Genomic DNA, 22856 nt, shown 5'->3' with positions numbered 1-22856 from the left:
CGATGACCAACCCGATGCAGGACAAGAAGCGTCCGTTCCAGGGCCATCAGGCGACGCACTTCAAGTTCGAGACCGATGCCGAAGGCAAGGTCGCGACAATCACGCTGAACCGCCCCGAAAAGAAAAACCCGCTGACCTTCGAGAGCTACGAGGAGTTGACGGATCTGTTCCGTGCGCTCGGCCGCGCCAGCGACGTCCGCGCCGTGGTGCTCACCGGCGCTGAGAACAACTTCTCCTCTGGCGGCGACGTGTTCGACATCATCGAGCCGCTTACCAAGATGTCGATGCCTGACCTCATCGACTTCACCCGCATGACCGGCGACCTGGTGCGCCAGATCCGCGCCTGCCCGCAGCCGATCATCGCTGCCGTCGACGGCATCTGCGCCGGTGCCGGCGCGATCCTTGCCATGTCGTCGGACTACCGCATCGCGACGCCCGAGGCGAAGACCGCCTTCCTGTTCAACCGCGTCGGCCTTGCCGGCGCCGACATGGGCGCCTGCGGCATCCTTCCGCGGATCATCGGCCAGGGCCGCGCCGCCGAGTTGCTGTTCACCGGCCGTGTCATGACATCAGCCGAAGGCCATGCCTGGGGCTTCTACAACGCCCTGCACGAACGCCCTGCCCTGCTCGCCGCGGCGCAGAAATTCGCCCGCGACATCGCCGACGGCCCCTGGTTCGCCCACACCATGACCAAGAAGATGCTCGACCAGGAATGGGCGATGGGCATCGACCAGCTGATCGAATCCGAAGCCCAGGCGCAGGCGATCTGCATGGCTACGGGCGATTTCCGCCGCGCCTTCGAGGCCTTCGCCGCCAAGTCCAAGCCCGAATTCAAGGGGAACTGAGCCATGGCCGCGCATATGATGCAGACCAGTGCGCCGACCCGCGACCACCTCGACTGGCCGTTCTTCGCCGACAGCCACCGCGCGCTTGCGACTGAACTTGACGCCTTCATATCAAGGGGTGGCCTCGGCGAAATCGACCACGCCGACGCCGATGGCGCCTGCAAGAAGCTGGTCGCGGCCCTGGGTAGAGCCGGCATCCTGCGCAACTGCGTGCCGGCTGCATTCGGCGGCGTCTCCGAGCAGATCGACAGCCGCTCGCTGTGCCTGATCCGCGAGACGCTTGCTTATGCCGACGGCCTCGCCGACTTTGCCTTCGCCATGCAGGGCCTGGGCACCGGCGCCATCAGCCTGTCCGGATCGGACGAGCTCAGGCAGGCCATCCTGCCGAAGATCGCCCAGGGTGAGTTGATCTCGGCCTTCGCGCTCACCGAGCCCGACGCCGGATCGGACGTCGCCGCGATGGCCACCAGCGCCCGTCGCGACGGTGATCACTATGTCCTCGACGGCGAGAAGATCTTCATCTCCAACGGTGGCATCGCCGACGTCTACACCGTCTTTGCCCGCACCGGCGAAGCGCCTGGAACGCGCGGCATCTCGGCCTTTGTCGTCTATGCCGACACGCCGGGCTTCTCGATTGCCGAACGCATCGAAACCATCGCGCCGCATCCTCTGGCGCGCGTGCGCTTCGACAATTGCCGCATTCCGGCGTCGCAGCTTCTGGGCACTCCGGGCGAAGGCTTCAAGATCGCCATGCGCACGCTCGACATCTTCCGCCCGTCGGTGGCCGCGGCTGCCCTCGGTTTCGCACGCCGCGCGCTCGATGAGGCCGTGGCACACGCCAAGTCGCGCAAGATGTTCGGAGCGACGCTGGCCGATTTGCCGACGGCGCAGAGCACGCTTGGCGAGATGGCGACCGCAATCGACGCGGCAGCGCTCTTGACCGTGCGCACCGCATGGCGCCGCGACGTGCAGAAGCTGCCGATCACCCGTGAGGCCGCCATGGCAAAGATGACAGCGACGGAAAACGCCCAGTGGGTCATCGACCAGGCGCTGCAGATGTTCGGCGGGCGTGGCGTACGCGTCGGCGAGATCACCGAGCGGCTCTACCGCGAGATCCGCGCGCTTCGCATCTATGAAGGCGCAACCGAAGTACAAAAGCTGATCATCGGCCGCGAGCTGATGAAAGCCGCGAAGTAGAGGGCAAGCCTTGACCTTCAGCACCAGCCGCCCGTTACGCTTCGGGGACTGCGATCCCTCCGGGATCGCCTACTTCCCTTCCTATCTGAACATCCTCGTCGGTGTTCTCGAGGAATTCTTCGGCTCGGTCGGCTCGCCGTGGAAAGACATGATCGCTTCGCGCCGCATCGGCACACCGACGGTCAGGCTGGACCTCACTTTCGTTCACCCGGGCTTCCATGGCGACACACTCGATTTCGAGCTGTTCGTTCGCCGCATCGGCCGCTCGTCGCTCGACCTGGAACACAAGGTCTCGGCTGCCGGCACGCTGCTGTGGAGCGCCCGCCACAGCGTGGTCGCCACCTCGCTCGACACACACAAATCGATCGCATGGCCGGACGACCTCCGCGCCGCGCTGGAAACACTCTTGGAGACATCCGATGCATGAAGTCCTGCAACCTGAGGGCTGGGCCAAGCCGATCGGCTACGCCAATGGCGTGGCGGCAACGGGCCGGACGATCTTCGTCGGCGGACAGATTGGCTGGAACAGCAATTGCGAATTCGAGACCGACGACTTCGTCGGCCAGGTGCGGCAGACGCTGGAAAACGTCGTCGCTGTGCTGAAGGCCGGTGGCGCCGAGCCACGGCACATCACCACGATGACCTGGTACTTCACCGACAAGAAGGAATATACCGAAAACCTGCGCGGCCTCGGTCAGGCCTATCGCGACGTCATCGGCCGGCACTTCCCGGCCATGGCTGCGATGCAGGTGGTGGCGTTGGTCGAGGACCGCGCCAAGATCGAGATCCAGGCCACCGCCGTCATCCCCGAGTAAGGCCAAATGAGCGCAACGCGGTTCTCCGAGAGCGTTACGGGTGGCATCCGCGACGGCGTGCTCGTCGTCACGATCGACAACCCGCCTGTCAACGCCATCTCGGCCCATGTCCGCCAGGGTCTGGTCAAGGCACTCGACCATGCTGCCGCGCTCGCCATGGTGGTCGGCGTCGTGATCACTGGTGCTGGCCGTACCTTCGTCGGTGGCGCCGACATCAAGGAGTTCGGCAAGCCCCCTGTCGAGCCGGCTTTGCCCGAAGTCATCGAGCGCATCGAGTCCAACAGCAAGCCGGTGGTCGCTGCGATCAATGGCGCCGCGCTTGGCGGTGGCTGCGAGATCGCGCTGGCTTGCCATGGCCGCATATCAGGCGAAAAGGCGAGCTTCGGCATGCCCGAGGTCAAGCTTGGCATCGTGCCGGGCGCCGGCGGCACACAGCGCCTGCCGCGCCTGATCGGCACAATCGCCGCCATCGACCTGATTGGCAGCGGCCGGGCGGTCAAGGCGACGGAAGCGCGCTCTCTTGGCCTCGTCGATGGCGTGGCCAAAGATCATCTCGACGCCGCTTTGAGCCTCGTCCATGATCTCGCCGGCGAGCCGCTGCGCCGCACCGGCATGTTGGAAGTCCCCGCCGTCGAACCGGTGGCCGTCGAGGCAGCGGCGAAAAAGGTCCTTTCCAAAGCGCGTGGCCAAGCAGCCCCTGCCGAGGCCGTCCGCCTCGTGAAGGCAGCCGCAAATGTCGACCTGAAACAGGGCCTCGCCGACGAACGCGCGACATTCCTGCGCCTGCGCGATTCCGAAGAAGCGGCAGCCCTTCGCCACGTCTTCTTCGCCGAACGGCAGGCCGGCAGGGTCGACAAACTCGAGGGCATCGCCCCGCGCAAGATCGAGACTGTCGGCATCGTCGGTACCGGCCTGATGGGCGCGGGAATCGCGGTCGCAGCGTTGACAGCTGGCTACCGCGTCACCGGCATCGAGCAGACAGAGGCCGCCGCCGCCAACGGGCACGGGCGGATCGCAGGCATTCTCGACAAGTCGGTCCAGTCAGGGCGTCTGGCGGCAACTGTTCGCGACGAATGCCTGGCCCGGCTTGTAGTGACCGCCAATGCCGGCGAACTCGCCGCAGCAAACCTCGTCATCGAAGCTGTCTTCGACGATCTCACCGTCAAGACCGAGTTGCTCCAGCGACTCGACGGCATCGTCAGGCCGGACGCAATCCTCGCCACCAACACCAGCTACCTGAACCCCGACGAAATCGCTGCCGCGACAGCGCATCCCGAGCGCGTCGTCGGCCTGCACTTCTTCTCGCCGGCCAACATCATGCGCTTGGTTGAGGTCGTTGACTGCAAGGCGACAGCACCTGACGTGCTCGCCAGCGCCATCGCCTTCGCCAAGCGGTTGGGCAAGCTGCCGGTGGTCTGCGGCGTCACCGAAGGTTTCATCGGCAACCGCATCTTTTCGGCCTACCGCCGCGAAGCCGAATTCATGGTCGAGGACGGAGCTGCCCCGCACGAGATCGATGCCGCGCTCGAAGCCTACGGCTTTCCAATGGGCATCTTCACTGTCTACGACATGGCAGGCCTCGAGATCGCCTGGGCCCGGCGCAAGCGCCAGGCGACGACCCGCGATCCCAAGGCGCGTTATGTCGAAATCGCAGACAGGCTATGCGAAGCCGGGCGCTTCGGCCGCAAGACCGGGCGCGGCTGGTACGATTATTCCAGCGGCGAGCGCGCCGTCGATCCCGAGGTGACAGCACTGATCGAGGCAGCGCGCGCGGCCAAGAGCATTGTGCCACGCGACTTCACCTCAGACGAAATCGCTGCACGCCTGCTCAAGGCGATGGCCGAAGAAGGCGCTGCCTTGCTCGCGGAAGGCATCGCGGCACGGTCGAGCGATATCGATCTGGTCATGATCAACGGCTACGGCTTCCCGGCCCACAAGGGCGGGCCGGTGTTCGCCGCCGAAACGCACAAGGAAGCGACATCATGAGCGAAGCCTATATCGTTGGCGGCGTCCGCACCCCGATCGGCCGTTATGGCGGTGCACTCGCATCCGTGCGCCCCGACGATCTCGCCGCCCACGCCATCCGCGAGGCACTGGCGCGCTTGCCTGGCATTCCCACCGACCAGATCGACGAAGTCGTGCTCGGCTGCGCCAACCAGGCAGGCGAAGACAACCGCAATGTCGGCCGCATGGCCGCCCTGCTTGCGGGGCTGCCGGAGACGGTCCCTGGAACGACCATCAACCGTCTCTGTGGCTCCGGTCTCGACGCGGTCGGTTACGCCGCGCGCGCCATCAAGCTCGGCGAGGCCGACATCATCATTGCCGGCGGCGTCGAAAGCATGTCGCGCGCGCCTTTCGTCATGCCCAAGGCTTCGAGCGCGTTCCAGCGCAGCACCGAAATCTTCGACACCACCATCGGCTGGCGCTTCGTCAACCCGCTGATGGAAAAACAATACGGCATCGACTCCATGCCGGAGACGGCCGAGAACGTCGCGGCGGAATTTGCCATCTCGCGCGACGATCAGGACCACTTCGCCTTGCGCAGTCAGGCTCGTGCTGCCGCCGCCCAGAAGAGCGGCCGGTTTGCACGTGAAATCGCCCCGGTCACCATCAGGGGCCGCAAGGGCGAGGCGACTGTCGTCGAGCATGACGAGCACCCGCGCGAAACGACCATCGAAAAACTCGCTGGCCTTTCGACACCGTTCCGCGCCGACGGCACGGTGACCGCCGGCAATGCATCCGGTGTCAATGATGGGGCCGCAGCCGTGATCATCGTTTCCGCTCGCGCTGTCGAACGCTACGGCCTCAAGCCACTCGCCAAGGTCGATGGCATGGCCACCGCTGGTGTCGCCCCGCGCATCATGGGCATAGGTCCGGTCGCCTCGACACGCAAACTTCTGGAACGTACTGGCCTGAGCATCTCCGACATCGACATCGTCGAGCTCAACGAAGCTTTCGCCGCACAATCGCTCGCCTGCATGCGCCAGTTCGGCCTCGCCGACGATGCCGTCCACGTCAATCCGAATGGCGGCGCCATCGCGCTCGGCCATCCGCTCGGCATGTCCGGCGCGCGCCTGGCGCTGACGGCGGCGCTCGAACTCGACCAGCAAGGCGCAAGACGCGCGCTCGCCACCATGTGCATCGGCGTCGGCCAGGGCATCTCGCTGCTGATCAGCCGGCCGTAACTGGCGCCACCGGCTAGAAGTGGAAATTGGCGCCTATTCTGACGGTGTGAACGCGCAGGCGATGTTGATGGATTCCGGCAGATTTTAGCTGTCGCCGCCTTCCCGCTGCACAAGTGGATGGACGTGGCCAGCGACGTCACCAGCCGTCCTTTTGCCTCGCGCCCCCTGCCTCGACCACAGCCTTACCTGCTGCTGGCAGCCGCCCGCTCGCCGACAGGTGCAAGGTTGACGACAATGCCATGGGTTACCGTCAGGATTTTCAGGGCGCGCCCCAAGCCGGAGGGCGAGCTACGCCTTGGCCAAAATGGCGTGGGCGCGGGCGATGACGGGCGCGTCGACCATCTTGCCTTCGAAGACGAAGGCCCCATGGCTTTTGCGTTCCGCTTTTTCGGCTTCGGCAATGACGCGCCTTGCCCAGTCGAGTTCGGCCTCGGTCGGCGAAAAGCCGGCGTTCAAGACGGCGATGGCAGAGGGATGGACGCAAGTGGCGCCATCGAACCCGAAGGCTTTTGCTTCGGCCGTTGCCACCCGAATGCCGTCAATGTCGGCGTAATCGGCAATGCTGCGCAGCAACCCAAACGACAGCTTGTCCGAGGCCTTGGCTGCCATATGAACCAGCTGCTTGGGAAAGCGCAGCACCTCGGGCGTCGGCTCGGCGCCCATTGCGGTGGCGAAGTCCTCGCCGCCGAGCGCCAGCCCGATGACGCGTGGATGTGCAGCGAGCGAACGGGCGTCGAGCACGGCGCCGGGTTCCTCGACGAGGCCGATGAATGGTGTTTGTTCGCCTTCGAACGGCACAAGATGTGCTACAAGCCGGTCAAGGTCTTCGACCGCCGCCAGCTTCGGAACCATCAGCCCGGTTACACCTGCCAGAACGGCTGCAGCGGCGTCGTCAAATCGAAGATCGGCGTCCGCATTGATGCGCACGAAGACACGGGCGCCTGCCTGCCCGACATGCCGGACAGCAGCACTGAGGGCGTCGCGGGCAGCGAGCTTGCTGCCAACTGGCACCGAATCCTCGAGATCGAGAATGATCGCGTCGGCACCCCGCTCATGCGCTTTGGCAACAAACCGCTCGGCATGAGCCGGCACGTAGAGCAAGGAGCGCAGTCTCATTTGCCGGCTCCGGCGACGATTGTGGCAACGGCCTCTGGCGCGATGCCCGCCTCCGCCAGCACCTCGGCGGTGTGTTCCCCCAATCCTGGCGCCGGGCGGCGGAAAGTTCCAGGCGTCGTCGACAGACGCGGCACGATGTTGTGCATCGGCAGGGTGCCATGGTCTTCATCGTCCAGCGAAACGATCACTTCGCGCTCAGTGAAATGTGGGTCGGTGGCAGCGTCGGCGATGCTGTAGATCGGCCCGACGGTAGCGCCGCTGTCGCGCATAACGGCCAGTGCTTCGTCATGCGAGCGGGTGGCGAACCAGGCGCCGATCGCCTCGTCGACAAGCTCGCGATGCTTGAGGCGCTCGCTGTTGGTGGCAAAGCGCGGATCGGCGTTCATGTCGGCCCGGCCGATGATCTCGAAGATGCGGCGCGCCACAGCCGGCGTCGAGCCGGAAAGGGCGACATATTTGCCGTCGGCGCAGCGATAGACATTGCGCGGACTTGCGGTGTTCGAGGCACTGCCGACGCGCTCCTTGACCTTGCCGGTGAGCGCATGGATGCCCGCCTCGGGCCCAAGCACGGAGAAGATCGGCTCCAGCAGCGACAGGTCGACGACCTGGCCACGCGCCTTGCCCTTTTGGCGGGCGAAAAGGGCTGTCATCGTCGCCGACATGCCGTAGATGCCGGCGATCATGTCGGCCAGCGCCAGGGGCGGCAGCACCGGCTCGCGGTCGGGAAAACCGGTGCGGTAGGCGTAGCCGCTCATGCCCTCGACGATGGTGCCGAAGCCGGGGAATTCCGCATAGGGGCCGGTCTGGCCGAAGCCGGAAATGCGCACCACGACGAGATCGGGATTGCGCTTCAGAAGCTGGTCCGGGCCAAAACCCATCTGCTCCAGCGTTCCGGGCCTGTAATTCTCGATCAGCACATCGGCACCGTCGACCAGCGCCCACAGAGCCTCGCGGTCGGCGGGCTCGCGCAGGTTGAGGACGACCGAGCGCTTGTTGCGGCCATAGGTCTTCCAGAAGATCGACAGGCCGTCTTCCTTCCACTCGCGCAATGGATCACCGACCGGCGGTTCGATCTTGATGACATCGGCGCCAAAATCGGCGAGTTGCAGCGACAGCATGTTGCCGGCGACGAGCCGCGACAGGTCGAGCACCTTGATGCCCTCGAGCGGCCCTTGGGCGGCAGCATCCCAATGCATTTGGGCAAAGCCGGTCATCGGATACGCTCGCCGCTGTCCTTGTCGAACAAAAGTACCTTGGCCGGATCGAAGCCGAGCGTCACTTTCTGCCCCGGCTGCAAAGGTGCCGCCTCGCTCAGCACCATGGAGATGTCGCTCGACACGATACGCAGCAGCACCTCCTGCGCATCGCCGGTGGGCTCGACAAGCACCACCTCGGCCGCGACACCATTGTCAGCAAGGCCGATATGCTGCGGACGGATGCCGTAGACGATCCTGCGGCCCTGCGCGAGATCGATCTCGGTCGGCAGCAGCAGCTTCGCGCCGTCGGCAAGCCGCAGGCTCTGTCCGTCGACCTCGCCATGCATCAGGTTGATCTCAGGCGAGCCGATGAAGCCGGCGACGAACAGATTGCGCGGGTTCTTGTAGAGCTCCAGCGGCGGGCCCATCTGCTCGATCTTGCCGCCATTCAGCACCACGATCTTGTCGGCCATGGTCATGGCCTCGGTCTGGTCATGGGTAACGTAGATGGTGGTCTTGCCCAGGCGCTGATGCAGCTTCTTGATCTCGCCACGCATCTTGACGCGCAGCTTGGCGTCGAGATTGGACAGCGGCTCGTCGAACAGGAAGGCGCGCGGGTCACGCACGATGGCGCGTCCCATTGCCACGCGCTGGCGCTGGCCGCCGGAGAGCTCGCGCGGCAGCCGGTCGAGCAGCTTTTCGAGCCCGAGGATTTCAGCGGCCTCGGCGACACGCTTGTGGATCTCGGCCTTGGAGACGCCGGCGAGCTTGAGCGCGAAGCTCATGTTGTCGGCGACCTTCATATGCGGATAAAGCGCATAATTCTGGAACACCATGGCCAGGTCGCGCTCCTTGGCCGGCATGTCGTTGACGATCTTGCCACCGATAGTGATCTCGCCGGAACTGATGTCTTCGAGCCCGGCGATCATCCTGAGCAGCGTCGACTTTCCGCAGCCGGACGGGCCGACCAGGACGACGAATTCGCCGCTGCCCATGTCGAGCGAAATGTCGTCGAGCACCGGCACGCTGCCATAATTCTTGCCGACATTCCTGAGTTCGATTTCCGACATGGTATTCCTCCCTTTCGATACGCCCACGCGGGCTCCCGCTCCAGCCGCCAGGCCCAGAGCGGGGACCACCGTCTTTAGGCCGTCTCGATGATTTCGACCGTACCCACGCTCATGCGGCCGAGCGCGCCAAGGCGCAGGCCGGCCATGCCGTAGGTGTATTGGCCGTCCTTCGCCTCGATCAGCGTCTTGCCGTCGATGGCAAAGGACAGCGTGTCGCCGGTGACCGAAAAGGCGAAGGCATAGTTGTTGCCGAACACGCGCTTGAACGGCGCGCGGGCGAGAACGGTCGTGCCGAAATCCTCCTTGAGGATCACCACGTCGTCGCCGTCGAAGCCGGCGGCGTAGAACTGGCTGGTGCCTTGCGCGCGCGCCGTCACCAACTGCGATGCGCCGGCGAGCGGCTGGATGTCGGCAACAACCTTGACGTTGCGGGCATAATAGTGGCCCGCCCACATGTCGGCGTCGTTAGGCGTATGCGCATGGATGCGGCCGTTCTGCAGCGTCCAGTGGCCACGGTTCCAGGTGAAGCGCGAGATCGCTCCCCATTCCTGCACCTCGGTGCGTGGATCGATGACGGAATGGCCGGCACCTTCGACCTTGAAGTCGGCGAGGAACAGGCGGCCGAGGAACTTCACCCGGCCGAAATATTCGACCTGGATGCCGATCTCGTCGATCGCCTCCAGCCCTTCAGGCACGGTGAATTCGTAGTCCTGCCAACCTTCGTGATTGGGCACATGCCAGCCGCCGATCTCTTCGATGGCACCCGACATGGCGCGGCGCACGTATGGCACCACGCGCAGATTGCCGTCTCCGTTCCAAGGGTCGAGCCAGAGCTTGAACGAGACCTTCTGGCCGGCATCGACCAGCGGGGTGAACATCGGGCGATAACGCTCGTCGTCGAAATCCTCGCGGCGGTAGAACGGTTTCCAGAAGATGCGCCCGCCCTGTCCGCGCTCAAGCCGGTCGAGCTGGATTTCGAGCGCGCCGCGCGAACCTTCGACGTGCCGTTCGGTCGACGCCTTGACGCTGATCTGGTTGAAGCCCGCCGTCCGGAAGGCATGCGTCGAACCGGGCAGGTCGAAGTCGAAACGCACGCCGCGCCGGGTGAAATCCTCCAGCCAAAGTGCCGGCACCTCGTCGCCGCGCAGTTGCAGCGCAAGCACGGTCAGCTCACGCGCGAAGGACGGAATGTCGACGATGTTGAGCGAACCGACGACGCCGGAGGCGATGACAAAATCGTTGATCGGCTTGCGGTATTTGTCCCAGCCCGGCTGCACGCCCTGGAAGGTGCCGACGATGGCACCGGCATTGCCGGCATTGCAGTCGGTGTCCCAGCCGGCCATGGTGGCGATCTCGGCGGTGCGCGGCAGGTCGCCTTCACCGTAGAGGATCGCCATGACAGTCACGCCCGCATTGGGGATGATGTGGCAGACACCGGGATAACGGTCATAACCCCAGTCGGCGGTCAGCATGTCGCGGCAGGCGCGCCAGTTGCCGGGATTGGCCTTGTGGAAGGCGATCACCGCATTGGCGACGCGGGCATAAGTCGAGCGCGCGTCGATGGTGGCGAGCGCTGCCTCGATGATCTCGTTGATCGAGGTCGCCTCAAAGGCCTTGGCGATGGCGGCAGCGCAGAAGCGCGCGCCGTTCAGCCCCTCGCCGTCATGGGCGACGGACGCCGCGCGCGCCGATGCGTCAGCAGCCTTTTGCGGCTCGCCCGGATGCACCCAGCCCCAGCTGTCGATGAAGATCTGCCCGCCGATCTGCTCGGCGACGCTTGAGCCATTCTGGGCGATGGAGCCCGACTGCGGCGCGGGGATGCCGGCACGCAGATTGCGATAAGCGGTGTGTTCGGTCGACACGCCGAAACCGCCCCACCAGTACATGCCATGCTCTTCGGCGGCGTAATTGACCCAGGTCCTGCCGACATGCTCGGCGGTGGCGCCCAAACCGTAGTCGCGCAGCGCGCGGATGAAATAGACCGGGCCGTTGGTGTCGTCGTCAGCGGCGAAATTCTTGAAATCGCGCAGATACTGGGTGACTTCGCCATAGGTCTTCTGGATGCGCTCATAGCTCCAGATCGTCGGCTCGACCGGCGCGCCAAGCCGCACGCCGATGGCCTTGCCAATGAAGCCGGCATAAATCTTTTCGTAAATCGTCTCTTTGGTCAGCTTGGGCATCATCGGTCTTTCGTTGTCGTCTAGAGCGTAAGGGCGGCGCGGCGGGTAGTGCGCGTGTCGGCGGCGGCCTGGTCAGCAGCGAGGATTGCTTTCACCGTTTCGGTGAAGGCGTCGGCCGAGGCATTGAGGTCGAGCCGGTTGGTGGTGTCGAGCAGCTTGCGATCGGTTTCGGAGACGACGCTTTCGCCATGCATGGCGCCGAGGATCGCGCCGGCCATGACGCCGATGGAGTCGGTGTCACGGCCCGAATTGACGCCGTCTTCGATCGACTTGCGGAAATCACCATCGTTGAGCAGGCAAAAGCCCAGCGCCAGCGGCAGCTCCTCGATCGCGCCGAGGCGGCTCGGCTGGTAGGCGTTGGTCAGGCGCCCGACCTTGCCTGATGTGTGGTTGACGTCGTCGCCCATCGGCGAATAGGGCGCCATGGTCTTGTGGAATTCGGCAACGACAGTGGCGTAGTCGGCCTTGGATGCCTTCAGCGTCCTTGCAGCAGCGACTATGTCGGCGATGGCATTCTTGGTGCCGTCCTTGGCAAGGGTCAGCACCGTGTCGATCACGGTGTCGATCGACGTGCCCGGAATGAAGGCCGCGGCCACGGCCGCCGCGAACACGCCGGCGGCCTCCAGGCCGTAGCTTTCCTGATGGCCCGAGGCGAAGGCGATCGCCTCGTCATAGGCGGCCTTGGGATCGCAGGCATTGACCACGCCGATCGGCGCCACATACATCGCCGCACCACAATTGACCATGTTGCCGATGCCGCCCTGGCGCGGGTCGCAGGACGCCAGCTGGTGACGCTGGAAGATCCACTTCTCGGGATAAAACAGCCGCTCGATCAGCATAGCTTCGCGCTGCAGTTCGGGCACATAACGCGGGATCCAGGCGATCTGGCGCACCATGCCGTCGGCCATGTCCCAGGCGTCGAGATGCCTGCCGGTCTCGGCATAGATATCCATCAGGCACAGCGTCATCATGGTGTCGTCGGTGACGATACCGCTGCCGCGTACACGGCCGTTGCGCGCCGTCGCGTCGAGCGACATCTTGTGCCACTGCGTTTCGAGCGATGTCACCCGCCCGTAACGGGCAGCGATCTCGGCGGCGGATAGCTTTTCGATCGGCGCTCCGATGGCGTCGCCTAGGGCGACGCCATGGATGAGCGCGCGGACCCTGCCTTTCAGCGAGAGCCCTTGTGCATCACTTGGCAGCATCAAGAACGGTCCTTGCATGTTCGTTGAGACGCTTGCCGCCGGCGGCTTCCCATTCGGCGACATACTGGTCCCACTGGTCCATCTTGGCTTCGCCGGAGATGAACTTGTAGACCCAGGCGCGATAGACGTTTTCGGTGGCGTCAAGGTCGGCGGCATAGTCGCCGGGCCAGACGAAGGAGTTGTCGGGCTTGAAGTATTTCTGGATCGTTGAAAGCGACTGCTGCGCGGCTTGCGACTGCCAGACAACAGGCGGCTGCCAGTTCGCCGCCACCATGAAGCGGGCATACCAGGTCGAGATCTTGTCGGTGACCTTGTAGCTGTCGCCCTCCTTGGTAAATTCCTGCCCTTCGAAGCCCAGGCGATCCATCATCTGGCCTTCGGGGCTTGCCATGAAGTCGAGCAGCTTCATCACCTCGGCCTCGTGCTTGGACGTCGTCGAGATCGCAAAGCCACGCGATTCCTTGGACACGTCGACTGCCGACAGGCCCTGGCCGGCCGGGCCCTTGGGCGGCGACAGCAGCACCAGCTCGGTGCCCGGATGGACCTGGCGCATCTTGCCGCCATAGATGTCGATGACTTCGCCCGACGAGCCGAAGATCACGCCGGCTTTGCCGGTGTAGAACTTGTCTTCCTTCACGTCGAACTTGGTGGTGATGTATTCGGGATCGTAGAGCCCCTGCTCGCGCAGCGAGGCGTAGAAGGCGATCTTGTCCTTCTCCTGGCTAGTGATGCGCGCATGCACCCATTCACCGGCCGCATTCTTCATCCACGAACCGGTGATGCCGAATGCCTGGTTGAAGATCGAATCCAGCTCGTTGGTGTTGTCGGCCGTGGTCACGCCATAGGTGTCGGCCTTCCCGTTGCCGTCGAGGTCGCCATCCTTGATTGCCTTGAACAGCGTCACATAGTCTTCGACGGTTTCAGGCGCCTTCAGGCCGGTCTTTTCGAGCCAGTCCTTGCGGATCACTGGCTGCGGCCCGCGCACCGGATAGACGTAGAGCAGATAAGGATAGTTCTTCAGGCGCTCGACATTATGCGGCCAGAGCGCGTCCTTGACGTGCTTGGACTCGGCGATCATGGGCGTGAGATCCTCCAGCACGCCCTGCTCGACCATCTTGGCGTCGCCGCCCTGGAAGTAGATCAGGTCCGGAATGTCGCCCGACAGCAGCATCACCGACAGCTTGTCGGCATAACCCGACGAAGGCAGGTCGACGAGTTCGATGTCGAGATCGGTGCCCTGGGCGCGCAGCGCGTCTTCGATGCGCTTGACGTGCTTGACGTCGTCGGGATTGGTCGGCCCGAAATCCTTCGACACGATACGGATCTTGACCGGCTCGGCCATGGCGGGGACAGCCACGGCAAGGCTCAGCGCCAAGGCCGTCGATGTCATCAGGAACACTCGTCTCAACATTTCATCTCCTCCGTTTGGATAGGCTTTTTGGTTAGGCACTCTTCGCCATCAGCCCTTGAGCGCGCCGCTCATGGTGCCTTTGGTGAAGAATTTCAGGATCAGCGGGTAGATCGCCAGGATCGGCACGATGGTCAGAAGGATCATGCCGGCCTTGAGCGACCTGAGATCGATCTGACTGGCGCCGGTATTGTTGTTGGCGTTGTCGATGCCGACGATGGCAAGCTTGTCGCCGTCGATGACGAACTGGCGCAGCACCACCTGCAGCGGCCATTTGCTCTGGTCGTTGAGGTAGATCATCGCGTGGAAGAACTCGTTCCAATGGAAGACGAGGTAAAACAGCGAGATCGTTGCCAGCGCGGGCTTGGCCAGCGGCAGCACCACATACCAGAACACCTGGAATGGGTTGGCGCCGTCGAGCTCGGAAGCCTCGAGCAGCTCCTTGGGAATTTCCTCGAAGAAGCGGATCAGGATAATCAGGTACCAGGCGTTGACCGCCTTGTAGAGGATCACCGACCAGTAGCTGTCGAGCAACCCGAGCCGCTTGTTGACGAAATATTCGGGGATGATGCCGGGCTCGAAAACGATTGTGACGAGCACCAGGATGAACAGCGCCTTGCGCCCCGGCAGGCCGGGCCGCGACAGGCCCCAGGCCATCAGCGCGGTACCGATTACGCCGATCAGCGTGCTGACAAAGGTGATCAGGATCGAGTTGAAGATGCCGCGCTGCACATTGGGATGTTGCAGCAGGACGGTCCAAACCTCGAGCGAGAAGCCCCTCGGCAGGATGGTCAGTCCGCTCATGCCCGGTACCCTGCCCGGCTCGGACAGCGACACCGCCAGGAGGTTGAGGATCGGCTGCACCGTAACGACGACGAGCAGCAGAAGCGTCGAAACGATAATGGCGTATTCGATGCGTTCGAGCGGGGTCTTGCGCGACAAAGCCATCACCAGACTCCCTTGCCGGTCAAGCGCTTGGACACGAAATGGGCGGTGACGATCATCATCGTGCCAAGCACCGCCTTGAACAGGCCAGCCGCGGTCGCCAGCGAGTATTCGCCGGTCTGCAGGCCGATGCGGTAGACATAGGTGTCGACGATATCGATCTTGGAACGGACCACGTCGTTGGAGAAGTTGATGACCTGGTTGAGGTCGGCGTTGAGGAACATGCCGGCGTTGAGGATAAACAGCGTGGCGATCGTCGGCACGATGCCGGGCAGCGTGACGTGCCAGATCTTCTGCCAGCGGTTGGCACCGTCGATCTCGGCGGCGTCATAAAGCTGCTGGTCGATGGCGATGATCGCGGCGAGATAGAGCAGGCTGTCCCAGCCGGCCGAGCGCCAGATCTCGGTGAATACCAGCACCCAGCGGATGGCGCCGGTGTCGGTCATGAACGAGCGCGGCGCGATGCCGGCCATGCCCATCAGATTGTTGACCGCGCCGTCGGTGGGCGACAGTGCAGCGATGAAGACGCCTGCAATGACCACCCAGGACAGGAAATGCGGCAGATAGATCGCCGACTGGATGAACTTGCGCAGGCGTCCGCCGCGCACCTCGTTGATCAACAGCGCCACCAGGATCGGCACCGGCAGGAAGAAGGCCATCTTCATCGCCGAGATGATCAGCGTGTTGGCCAGCACCTGCCAGAACACCGGCGATGCAAACAACACGTAGAAATGCTTGAGCCCGACCCAGATGTTGGGCGGAACGATCCTGACCTGCTCAAAGGCGATGCGCGCTTCCCAGATCGGGAGGTAATGCAGCACCAGGAAGAACGCCAGGCCCGGCGCCATCATGACGTAGAACGGCCACCAGCGGCGCCAGCCATTGGCGAACGCCGTCGCCCGTTTCGGCTTGCCGCGAACCGCCGATTTGGGAACGTTCCCAATTCGCGGCGCATTCAGCGTCTGATCATGGTCCGTCATCGTCAGTTACCTCCCGTCCCCGACCGCGCGTTTGGGCTGGTTCAGCGACAGGTCGGCAAGCGACCCACGCTCGATCAGCCGGCACGGCAGGAACACCCGGCCGTGCTCCGAACGGCCGGCAATTTCATCGAGCAGGCAATCGAGAGAACGCACGCCCATCTCGCGGCCCGGCTTGGCGACTGTTGTCAGCCCTGGCCAGGAGAATGCACCGGCCGGCACGCCATCGAAACCAAGGATCGAAACATCTTCAGGGCAGCGCAATCCGGCTTCGCGCACGGCGACCATGGCCCCCAGCGCCATCAGGTCGTTGGCGGCGAATACCGCGAAATGGCCAACCCGGTCGCGTTTAAGCAGGCGTTTCATCGCCGTGCGCCCGCCCTCGACGGTGTATTCGCCGTCTTCCATTGGCAGCGCCGCCGGATCGACGTCGCGCTCGACGCAATGCTCATGGAAGGTGCGCAGGAACCGGGCGCGGGCGATGCGCGACTTGGGCCCGAGGATCAGCGCCGGCGCGTGGTGGCCCTTGGAAACCAGGTGATCCATGCCCAGCCGCACGGCCTGCGCGATGTCCGAGCCGACGCTTGAGGTCGAAGGGAAGCGCTCGGCACTCGAGCCGATAAGGACGAAAGGCAGGCCGAAGCGGTCGAGGTCGTCAAAATTGTCGGCCACTGGATTGATGATCGCACCATCAACGCGTGCCTGGCGCAGGGCGCGCAAATGGCTGGCTTCGCGATCGTGGTTCCAGTCGGAGGAAAAGACCAAAAGCGACGCGCCGTTTTCGGCGGCGCGGTCCTGGGCGCCACGGGCAACCTCGGCCCAGAACGGGTTGGTGATATCAGGAATGACGAGACCGAGCAGCCCTGTACGTCCCGAGCGCATGCCAACGGCGAGATCATTGCGCTCGTAGCCGACAGCCTTGGCAGCCTCCAGCACCCGTTCGCGCGCCTCGTCGGTCACGTTGGAGGCACCGGACAACGCGCGGCCGGCGGTGCTCTTCGAGACACCCGCCTTCTCCGCGACATCAATGATCGTCGGACGCCTCCGCTGCACCTGCACGCTCCTCCTCAGCGATGTTGTGGGAACGTTACCACGACAGCGATTGATCGGCAAGGTGGTGAACAAATGTTTGCCTGCCTGGCCTGCAAGGTCCGCAGCTACGCGCTCGCTGCCACCGGCCCGTTGAGGTGACACGGCGCCTTGGTGCGACTAATGCATATGGGAGCGACCTTCCCAGATTTCGGGAATACGTGCGAGCTCCTCAACCACCTTGCTTTAGAATTTCAAGGAATCTGAATGCATTGCGGTTGGGACAGCGTCGGTCACGCCGTCGAATTCCATTTCACCAACCACCGCGATCTGCCCGCCGTTGGGTTCCACGGCGAGGCGCGAGGAAATTCTACGGGTCAGCCCTGCACACGCCTTGGCAGGTCACATAGGCCTTACACGCCGGCAGCGGTCAGCCCGCGGCGCGACGCAGCGGCTGGCGCAGGATCGCCGAGCCTCCTGCCGCCTGGACGGCGAGGCTGCCATAAGTGATACCGGCGGCAAGGCAGGCTTCCTCGGACTGTCCCGACAGCCAGGCATCGACAAAACCGGCGTTGAAGGCGTCGCCCGCGCCCGTCGTGTCAATGACCGGAACCGCTTCCGCCCGCCGGTGCAGCAACTGGCCGCTGGCCTTCAGCCATGCGCCTTCGCCGCCCGCTTTCAGTGCGACGACCGGAAAGTCCTTGGACAGAATCTCGATCGCCGCGATCGGATCGTTCTCGCGGGTGATCGCGGTGGCCTCTTCCATATTGGGCAGGAAGAGGTCGACGCCCGCGCAGCGATCAAGCAGTTCGGCTTCGTAGATCAGCGTCTCGTCCCAGCTCGGATCGAGCGAGACGGTGAACCCCTTCGCCTTGGCACGCGTCACCAGATCGGGGATCTCGTGCAACGTGGCATACTCGGCGATGTGCAGATGGCCAGCATCGCTCCAGTCGAGCGCGGCATCGAGCGTTGACGGCAGGGCAGTTCCGGCACGCCGCGACAGGAAGGCGCGGTCGTTGCCGATCACTGAGGCGACCGTGACCTGCGGCCCCGCACCCGCTGAATGCTCGACGAAGCGCAGGTCGACATTGCTAGCGCCGAGTTCGGCTTCGATCCCTGATGACAGCGAGTCGGTGCCTAGGCGCGCGACCAGAGCGACCTGACGGCCGGCATGGGCCATGTGGGCAGCCGCGATGAACGCGCCGCCGCCGGCAGCCATCTTCATGTCCTGCGCAAACACCTCACGTCCCGGCTCCGGCAACGACGCCAGGCCGGTGAAAATCAGGTCGCAGTAAATCCGCCCGATGCTGAGCACTGCCGGACGCTTGGCATTTCCCGAAGTCATTGCCGGCCCAGGCTCTTCTCGGTCTTGGCATCGAAGAGGTAGAGGCTGCCGGGTGCGGCGCGGCAGGTCAGTGTGCTGCCCGTCGCCGGAATGAACTTGCTCGGCGCGGTGGCAATCACAGCATTGCCGTCGACATCGAGATGCACCAGCGTTTCTGGTCCAAGCGGTTCGACCGCCGTCACCGTGCCGGTGAGTTCCAGGCCGCCTTCGGCCTTTTCGATGGCCGCCGTCAGTTGATGCGGGCGTACGCCGATCAGGATGTCGCCGCCGGCAGCGGGCTCGATGCCCTTGCCGTTCTTGCGCCCCGGCACCAGGTTCATCGACGGGCTGCCGATGAAGCGGGCGGTGAACACATCGACGGGATTTTCGTAGAGATCGGTCGGCGTGCCCACCTGCAGGATGTGGCCATCCTTCATCACCACGATGCGGTCGGCCATGGTCATCGCTTCGACCTGGTCGTGGGTAACGTAGACGGTCGTCGTCTTGAGCTTCTGGTGCAGGCGCTTGATCTCAATGCGCATCTGGGCGCGCAACTGGGCATCGAGGTTGGACAAGGGCTCGTCGAACAGGAAGGCGGAGGGGTTGCGCACCATGGCGCGGCCGATGGCGACGCGCTGGCGCTGACCACCCGACAGGGCCGCCGGACGACGGTCGAGATACTTCTCCAGGCCAAGAATCTTGCCCGCTTCTTCGATGCGCTTGTCCTTTTCAGCCTTTGACAGCTTCGAGGTGTACAGCCCGAAGCCGATGTTCTGGCGTACGGTCAGGTGTGGATAGATGGCGTAGTTCTGGAACACCATGGCGATGTTGCGCTGCTTGGGATCGCGCTCGTTGACCACCTCACCGCCGATCTTGAGCGTACCGCCGGAGATGTCTTCGAGGCCGGCAATCATGCGCAGGGTCGTCGACTTGCCGCAGCCCGAAGGCCCGACGAAGACGACGAATTCGCCGTCTGCGATTTCAAGGTCGATGCCCTGGACGACGTCTACCTTGCCGTAGCGCTTGACCAGCTTTTCAAGTTCGATCGTCGCCATCAGCGCGCCCCTACCAGTGCCTTGAATTTCTCACCGAGTTCTTTCGCGGCTTTCGCCTCGCGCTCGGCATGGTTGTTGGCTGTCGCCGCAAAGGACGTAGCCTTGTCCCTGTAGACGCCAATCGCCTCCGCCATCGCAGCCGGTGCCGGGCCGCCGAAGCGGTCACGCACGGCAACGAAATGCTCCGGCGAGACGATCTCTTCGAACTTGTCGCGGCCGAAACTCGGTTCGCGCCCGGTCGAATGCCTGAAGGCATCGAGGAACGGCCCGTAGCCGTCCTTGGCAAGCCCGCCACCTGCCGCAACCACTGCCTTGGCAACTGTTGCCGCGATCTCGTGCGCCTCGCGGAAGGACAAGCCTTCGATGCGGACAAGCGAGTCGGCAAGTTCGGTGATGGTGATGCAGGAGCGGCGGATGTTTTCGGCCACCCGCTCCGGATCAATGCGGATCGCACTGATGAAGGCAGCGAGCAGGTCGAGCACGCGCGATGCCGCAGTGAACGCCTCATAACCCATCGACTGGGTTTCGCCCTCGCTGTCGTTCATGTCGGTGAACGGCGTGTTGTGGATGACGCCGAGGACCGTGCGGGCCCGGCCCATCGTCTGGCTGGCCAAAAGGCGCATATGCTCGATCGGCACCGGATTGCGCTTCTGCGGCATGATCGACGAGATCTGCACGAAGGCGTTCGGCACATAGACCTGGCCGACCTCGAAGCTCGTCCAGAACTGGAAGTCCTGGATCATGCGGCCGAGATGCAGGAACATCAGCTCGATAGCCGAATAGGTCGAGGTGATGTAGTCCGACGCCGCGATGCAGCTATAGGAATTGCGCAACGGCGCGGCAAAGCCGAGCAGATCGGCGACGCGCTTGCGGTCGATCGGAAAACCCGAAGTGGTGATGGCGGCGGCACCCATCGGCGACAGGTCGACGATTTTCCGCGCCTCTTCGAAACGCTCGATGTCGCGGATCAGCACTTCGATGGCAGCCGCCAGGTAATGCCCGAAAGTCGAGGGCTGGGCCGGCTGGCCATGCGTGTAGGCAACGATCAGCGTTGCCTTCTCGCGATCGGCAGCGTCGATCATCGCGCCCAACAGATGCCGCGCCTTGACCATCAGCGCATCGATGCGCTGCTTGAGCCCGAGCTTGAACAGCGTGTGGTCGATGTCATTGCGCGAGCGCGAAGTATGCAGGCGTCCGGCGACGTCGGCTCCGAGGCGGGCCTTCAGTTCCTTTTCGATGAGGAAGAAGAAGTCCTCGACTTCGCCGGTATAGACGAGCGCGGACGGATCGACCTCCCGGTCGATGGCTTCCAATGCCCCGGCGATCGCCGACGCCTGCTTGGCGTCGAGAATGCCCGTCTCGGTCAGCATCACCAGATGCGCCCGGTCGATGGCGCGGAAGCCGTCGACATGGTGGGTCTTAGCGCCGTCAAACAGCGGCTTCAGCACCGTTTCCTTGTAGACAGGATCGGGGAAGACCGATCTGTCGGCGAGCTTGGGGTTCAGTTCAGGCATGTCTTATCCTTTGAGCCCTGCCAGCATGACGCCGCGGACGATGTAGCGCTGCAGGATGATGAAGACGATCAGGGTCGGCAGCGTGGCGATCGCCGCACCGGTCATGATCATTTCCCACTGGATGGACTGTTCCACCGCGAAGCTCGATAGCCCCACCGGCAGAGTGTAGAGTTCGCGGCTGGTGGTCACGATCAGCGGCCAGAAGAACGCCGTCCAGTTGCCGAGGAAGGTGAAGATGGCGAGCGCAGACAAGGCCGGCGTCACCAGCGGCATTGCCACTTTCCAGAAGATCTGGAACTCGTTCAGGCCATCGACGCGCGCAGCTTCGAGGAAGTCGTTGGGCACGCCTTCGAAGAACTGCTTCATCAAGAAGGTGCCGAAGGCCGTCATCATCCCGGGGAACATGATGCCCCAGTAGCTGTCCAGCCAGCCGAGCTTGCTCGACATCAGGTACCACGGGATGACAAGCATCTCGGTCGGGATCATCAGCGTCGACAAAATCGCGAGGAAGATGAAATAGCGGCCGCGGAACTCGAATTTGGCCAGGGTGTACCCGACGAGACTGTCGAAGAAGACGTTCGACAGCGTCACCATCACCGCCACGAACATCGAGTTGAAGAACCAGCGCATGAAGCGCCCGTCGGCCAGGATAGCGATGTAGTTGGCGAGTGTCGGTGCCGCCGGAATGAGCCTGAGGTCATAGACCTGGCCCGCCGTCTTGAACGACGTCGAGAACATGAAGGCCAGCGGCGTCACCATGATCAGGCCGCCGATGAACAGCAGCGTCCAGGTGAGGATGCGACCGGGCCGAAGATTGGCGTGGGAAAGCGCCGGCGTTTGGGTGACGGCACTCATTTCTTTTCCCTCAGGATCCAGAGCTGCAACAGCGACACGAACAGCAAGATGGTGAACAGCACGACCGTCTGTGCCGCTGCATATCCCATCGCGTAGGACGAAAACGCCGTCTGGTAGATCATCAGCACCAGCGGCTTGGTCGAGCCGAGCGGGCCGCCCGGATCGTTGGTGGTCATGTTGTAGACCTGGTCGAAGATGCGCAGGAAGCCGATCGACGAGAATACGACGAGGAACACGGTCGTCGGCTTGAGCAGCGGCAGGGTGATTTTGCGCAGGATCGCCCATTCGCCGAGGCCGTCGATGCGTGCCGCCTCATAGAAGGTGTTGGGGATCGACCGCAAGCCGGCCATGAAGATGATGATCTGGAAGCCAAGGCCGGCCCAGATCGCCGTCAGCATGATCGACGGCAAAGCCTGGTCGACCGAGCGGATGAAGGGCTGCTGCGGAATCCCGATCGTGCCGAGCGCATTGTTGATTACCCCGATCGGTGCCGGCTGATAGAACCAGCGCCACACCCAGGCCATGGCGGCAGCCGTGGTCAGGTAGGGAAGGAAATAAAGACCGCGGATCAGCCCGTGCATGAAACGCACGCGGTCGAGGTGGTAGGCAATGACGAAGGACAGCAACAGGCTGATCGGCGTGCCGACGAGCAGATAGGCAAAGGTGTTCTTGAACACCTTCCAGAACTGCGGGTCGGCGAACAGCTTTTCGTAGTTAGCAAGGCCGATGAACTGCGGCGGCTTCAGAAGGTCCCAGTTGGTCAGCGAAAGCCAGAAGGCTTCGATTGTCGGGTAAAAGCGGATCACCGAATAGAACAGGATCGGCAGAGCGAGGAAACTCCACACCCACACCAGCCGCTTCGTCCGCATGGAACGGCGTTCCCAGAAGGTCCCGCCGGGGCGGCTCACCGCCGCCCCCTGTTGATCCGCTGTCACAGACA

At 63.7% G+C, this 22856-nt stretch carries 20 protein-coding genes; 6 read left to right on the top strand and 14 right to left on the bottom strand.

What is annotated here, in order from left to right; translation table 11 throughout:
* Window positions 1-2: 2 nt before the first annotated feature.
* The 6 genes from J1C56_RS15370 to pcaF are packed head-to-tail and all read left to right on the top strand — an operon-like array spanning window position 3 to window position 6042.
* Window positions 3-845: an enoyl-CoA hydratase family protein gene (locus tag J1C56_RS15370; RefSeq protein ID WP_420797398.1), complete on the top strand. Its 843-nt coding sequence runs from the start codon at window positions 3-5 to the stop codon at window positions 843-845.
* A gap of 3 nt (window positions 846-848) precedes the next feature.
* Window positions 849-2042 carry an acyl-CoA dehydrogenase family protein gene (locus J1C56_RS15365; protein ID WP_420797397.1) on the top strand — a complete coding sequence of 398 codons (1194 nt, stop codon included), beginning with the start codon at window positions 849-851 and terminating at the stop codon, window positions 2040-2042.
* Between the two features lie 10 nt (window positions 2043-2052).
* Entirely contained in the window at window positions 2053-2469 is a 417-nt protein-coding gene (locus tag J1C56_RS15360; protein ID WP_214390937.1) for an acyl-CoA thioesterase, read from the top strand.
* Window positions 2462-2857, top strand: a complete 396-nt coding sequence (locus tag J1C56_RS15355) for a RidA family protein (RefSeq protein ID WP_214390936.1) — start codon at window positions 2462-2464, stop codon at window positions 2855-2857. The genes J1C56_RS15360 and J1C56_RS15355 overlap by 8 nt, the downstream gene beginning before the upstream one ends.
* A 6-nt stretch (window positions 2858-2863) precedes the next feature.
* Window positions 2864-4843: a 3-hydroxyacyl-CoA dehydrogenase NAD-binding domain-containing protein gene (locus J1C56_RS15350; RefSeq protein ID WP_214390935.1), complete on the top strand. Its 1980-nt coding sequence runs from the start codon at window positions 2864-2866 to the stop codon at window positions 4841-4843.
* On the top strand, window positions 4840-6042 hold the full coding sequence (gene pcaF, locus J1C56_RS15345; RefSeq protein ID WP_214390934.1) for a 3-oxoadipyl-CoA thiolase: 1203 nt from the start codon (window positions 4840-4842) through the stop codon (window positions 6040-6042). Before J1C56_RS15350 ends, pcaF begins: the two co-directional genes overlap by 4 nt.
* Before the next feature lie 288 nt (window positions 6043-6330).
* Here pcaF and J1C56_RS15340 read toward each other — a convergent pair whose 3' ends face one another.
* The 14 genes from J1C56_RS15340 to J1C56_RS15275 all read right to left on the bottom strand — a co-directional run bounded on the left by J1C56_RS15340 (window position 6331) and on the right by J1C56_RS15275 (window position 22851).
* Complete coding sequence (locus tag J1C56_RS15340) at window positions 6331-7158, bottom strand: HpcH/HpaI aldolase/citrate lyase family protein (RefSeq protein WP_214390933.1); 828 nt, start codon at window positions 7156-7158, stop codon at window positions 6331-6333.
* Window positions 7155-8372 carry a CaiB/BaiF CoA transferase family protein gene (locus J1C56_RS15335; RefSeq protein WP_214390932.1) on the bottom strand — a complete coding sequence of 406 codons (1218 nt, stop codon included), beginning with the start codon at window positions 8370-8372 and terminating at the stop codon, window positions 7155-7157. Before J1C56_RS15335 ends, J1C56_RS15340 begins: the two co-directional genes overlap by 4 nt.
* Window positions 8369-9424 carry an ABC transporter ATP-binding protein gene (locus J1C56_RS15330; protein WP_214390931.1) on the bottom strand — a complete coding sequence of 352 codons (1056 nt, stop codon included), beginning with the start codon at window positions 9422-9424 and terminating at the stop codon, window positions 8369-8371. The genes J1C56_RS15335 and J1C56_RS15330 overlap by 4 nt, the downstream gene beginning before the upstream one ends.
* Before the next feature lie 74 nt (window positions 9425-9498).
* Complete coding sequence (locus J1C56_RS15325) at window positions 9499-11607, bottom strand: ADP-ribosylglycohydrolase family protein (protein ID WP_246591410.1); 2109 nt, start codon at window positions 11605-11607, stop codon at window positions 9499-9501.
* Between the two features lie 17 nt (window positions 11608-11624).
* Window positions 11625-12809 carry an ADP-ribosylglycohydrolase family protein gene (locus J1C56_RS15320; RefSeq protein WP_214390930.1) on the bottom strand — a complete coding sequence of 395 codons (1185 nt, stop codon included), beginning with the start codon at window positions 12807-12809 and terminating at the stop codon, window positions 11625-11627.
* The gene (locus J1C56_RS15315; RefSeq protein ID WP_246591408.1) at window positions 12796-14220 is read right to left on the bottom strand and encodes an extracellular solute-binding protein; all 1425 of its coding nucleotides are present in this window, start codon (window positions 14218-14220) and stop codon (window positions 12796-12798) included. Before J1C56_RS15315 ends, J1C56_RS15320 begins: the two co-directional genes overlap by 14 nt.
* A gap of 48 nt (window positions 14221-14268) precedes the next feature.
* Entirely contained in the window at window positions 14269-15165 is an 897-nt protein-coding gene (locus tag J1C56_RS15310) for a carbohydrate ABC transporter permease (RefSeq protein ID WP_214390929.1), read from the bottom strand.
* Window positions 15165-16142, bottom strand: coding sequence for an ABC transporter permease (locus tag J1C56_RS15305; protein WP_214390928.1), 978 nt, complete (start codon window positions 16140-16142; stop codon window positions 15165-15167). Before J1C56_RS15305 ends, J1C56_RS15310 begins: the two co-directional genes overlap by 1 nt.
* Window positions 16143-16148: 6 nt before the next feature.
* The gene (locus J1C56_RS15300) at window positions 16149-17192 is read right to left on the bottom strand and encodes a LacI family DNA-binding transcriptional regulator (protein ID WP_214390927.1); all 1044 of its coding nucleotides are present in this window, start codon (window positions 17190-17192) and stop codon (window positions 16149-16151) included.
* A gap of 406 nt (window positions 17193-17598) precedes the next feature.
* Window positions 17599-18513 (bottom strand): carbohydrate kinase family protein, encoded by a 915-nt coding sequence (locus J1C56_RS15295; RefSeq protein WP_214390926.1) that lies wholly within the window; start codon window positions 18511-18513, stop codon window positions 17599-17601.
* Window positions 18510-19547, bottom strand: a complete 1038-nt coding sequence (locus tag J1C56_RS15290) for an ABC transporter ATP-binding protein (protein ID WP_214390925.1) — start codon at window positions 19545-19547, stop codon at window positions 18510-18512. Before J1C56_RS15290 ends, J1C56_RS15295 begins: the two co-directional genes overlap by 4 nt.
* Window positions 19547-21061, bottom strand: a complete 1515-nt coding sequence (argH, locus tag J1C56_RS15285) for an argininosuccinate lyase (RefSeq protein WP_214390924.1) — start codon at window positions 21059-21061, stop codon at window positions 19547-19549. Before argH ends, J1C56_RS15290 begins: the two co-directional genes overlap by 1 nt.
* A gap of 3 nt (window positions 21062-21064) precedes the next feature.
* Window positions 21065-21916: a carbohydrate ABC transporter permease gene (locus J1C56_RS15280; RefSeq protein ID WP_214390923.1), complete on the bottom strand. Its 852-nt coding sequence runs from the start codon at window positions 21914-21916 to the stop codon at window positions 21065-21067.
* On the bottom strand, window positions 21913-22851 hold the full coding sequence (locus tag J1C56_RS15275) for a carbohydrate ABC transporter permease (protein ID WP_214391241.1): 939 nt from the start codon (window positions 22849-22851) through the stop codon (window positions 21913-21915). The genes J1C56_RS15280 and J1C56_RS15275 overlap by 4 nt, the downstream gene beginning before the upstream one ends.
* Window positions 22852-22856 lie beyond the last annotated feature (5 nt).

Origin of the sequence: Aminobacter anthyllidis (genome assembly GCF_018555685.1) — a bacterium.
GTDB lineage: Bacteria > Pseudomonadota > Alphaproteobacteria > Rhizobiales > Rhizobiaceae > Aminobacter > Aminobacter anthyllidis.
The sequence above is the reverse complement of the archived record's forward strand: the minus strand, read 5'-3'. Positions and strand labels throughout refer to the sequence as shown.

What these genes read in the sequence shown, in the direction of transcription:
- J1C56_RS15350 (WP_214390935.1), top strand. Translation starts at nt 2,864, where the DNA reads ATGAGCGCAACGCGGTTCTCCGAGAGCGTTACGGGTGGCATCCGCGAC.
- J1C56_RS15295 (WP_214390926.1), bottom strand. Translation starts at nt 18,513, where the DNA reads ATGACTTCGGGAAATGCCAAGCGTCCGGCAGTGCTCAGCATCGGGCGG.
- J1C56_RS15310 (WP_214390929.1), bottom strand. Translation starts at nt 15,165, where the DNA reads ATGGCTTTGTCGCGCAAGACCCCGCTCGAACGCATCGAATACGCCATT.
- J1C56_RS15320 (WP_214390930.1), bottom strand. Translation starts at nt 12,809, where the DNA reads ATGCTGCCAAGTGATGCACAAGGGCTCTCGCTGAAAGGCAGGGTCCGC.
- pcaF (WP_214390934.1), top strand. Translation starts at nt 4,840, where the DNA reads ATGAGCGAAGCCTATATCGTTGGCGGCGTCCGCACCCCGATCGGCCGT.
- argH (WP_214390924.1), bottom strand. Translation starts at nt 21,061, where the DNA reads ATGCCTGAACTGAACCCCAAGCTCGCCGACAGATCGGTCTTCCCCGAT.
- J1C56_RS15315 (WP_246591408.1), bottom strand. Translation starts at nt 14,220, where the DNA reads ATGTTGAGACGAGTGTTCCTGATGACATCGACGGCCTTGGCGCTGAGC.
- J1C56_RS15365 (WP_420797397.1), top strand. Translation starts at nt 849, where the DNA reads ATGGCCGCGCATATGATGCAGACCAGTGCGCCGACCCGCGACCACCTC.
- J1C56_RS15370 (WP_420797398.1), top strand. Translation starts at nt 3, where the DNA reads ATGACCAACCCGATGCAGGACAAGAAGCGTCCGTTCCAGGGCCATCAG.
- J1C56_RS15330 (WP_214390931.1), bottom strand. Translation starts at nt 9,424, where the DNA reads ATGTCGGAAATCGAACTCAGGAATGTCGGCAAGAATTATGGCAGCGTG.
- J1C56_RS15355 (WP_214390936.1), top strand. Translation starts at nt 2,462, where the DNA reads ATGCATGAAGTCCTGCAACCTGAGGGCTGGGCCAAGCCGATCGGCTAC.
- J1C56_RS15340 (WP_214390933.1), bottom strand. Translation starts at nt 7,158, where the DNA reads ATGAGACTGCGCTCCTTGCTCTACGTGCCGGCTCATGCCGAGCGGTTT.
- J1C56_RS15325 (WP_246591410.1), bottom strand. Translation starts at nt 11,607, where the DNA reads ATGATGCCCAAGCTGACCAAAGAGACGATTTACGAAAAGATTTATGCC.
- J1C56_RS15335 (WP_214390932.1), bottom strand. Translation starts at nt 8,372, where the DNA reads ATGACCGGCTTTGCCCAAATGCATTGGGATGCTGCCGCCCAAGGGCCG.
- J1C56_RS15305 (WP_214390928.1), bottom strand. Translation starts at nt 16,142, where the DNA reads ATGACGGACCATGATCAGACGCTGAATGCGCCGCGAATTGGGAACGTT.
- J1C56_RS15290 (WP_214390925.1), bottom strand. Translation starts at nt 19,547, where the DNA reads ATGGCGACGATCGAACTTGAAAAGCTGGTCAAGCGCTACGGCAAGGTA.
- J1C56_RS15280 (WP_214390923.1), bottom strand. Translation starts at nt 21,916, where the DNA reads ATGAGTGCCGTCACCCAAACGCCGGCGCTTTCCCACGCCAATCTTCGG.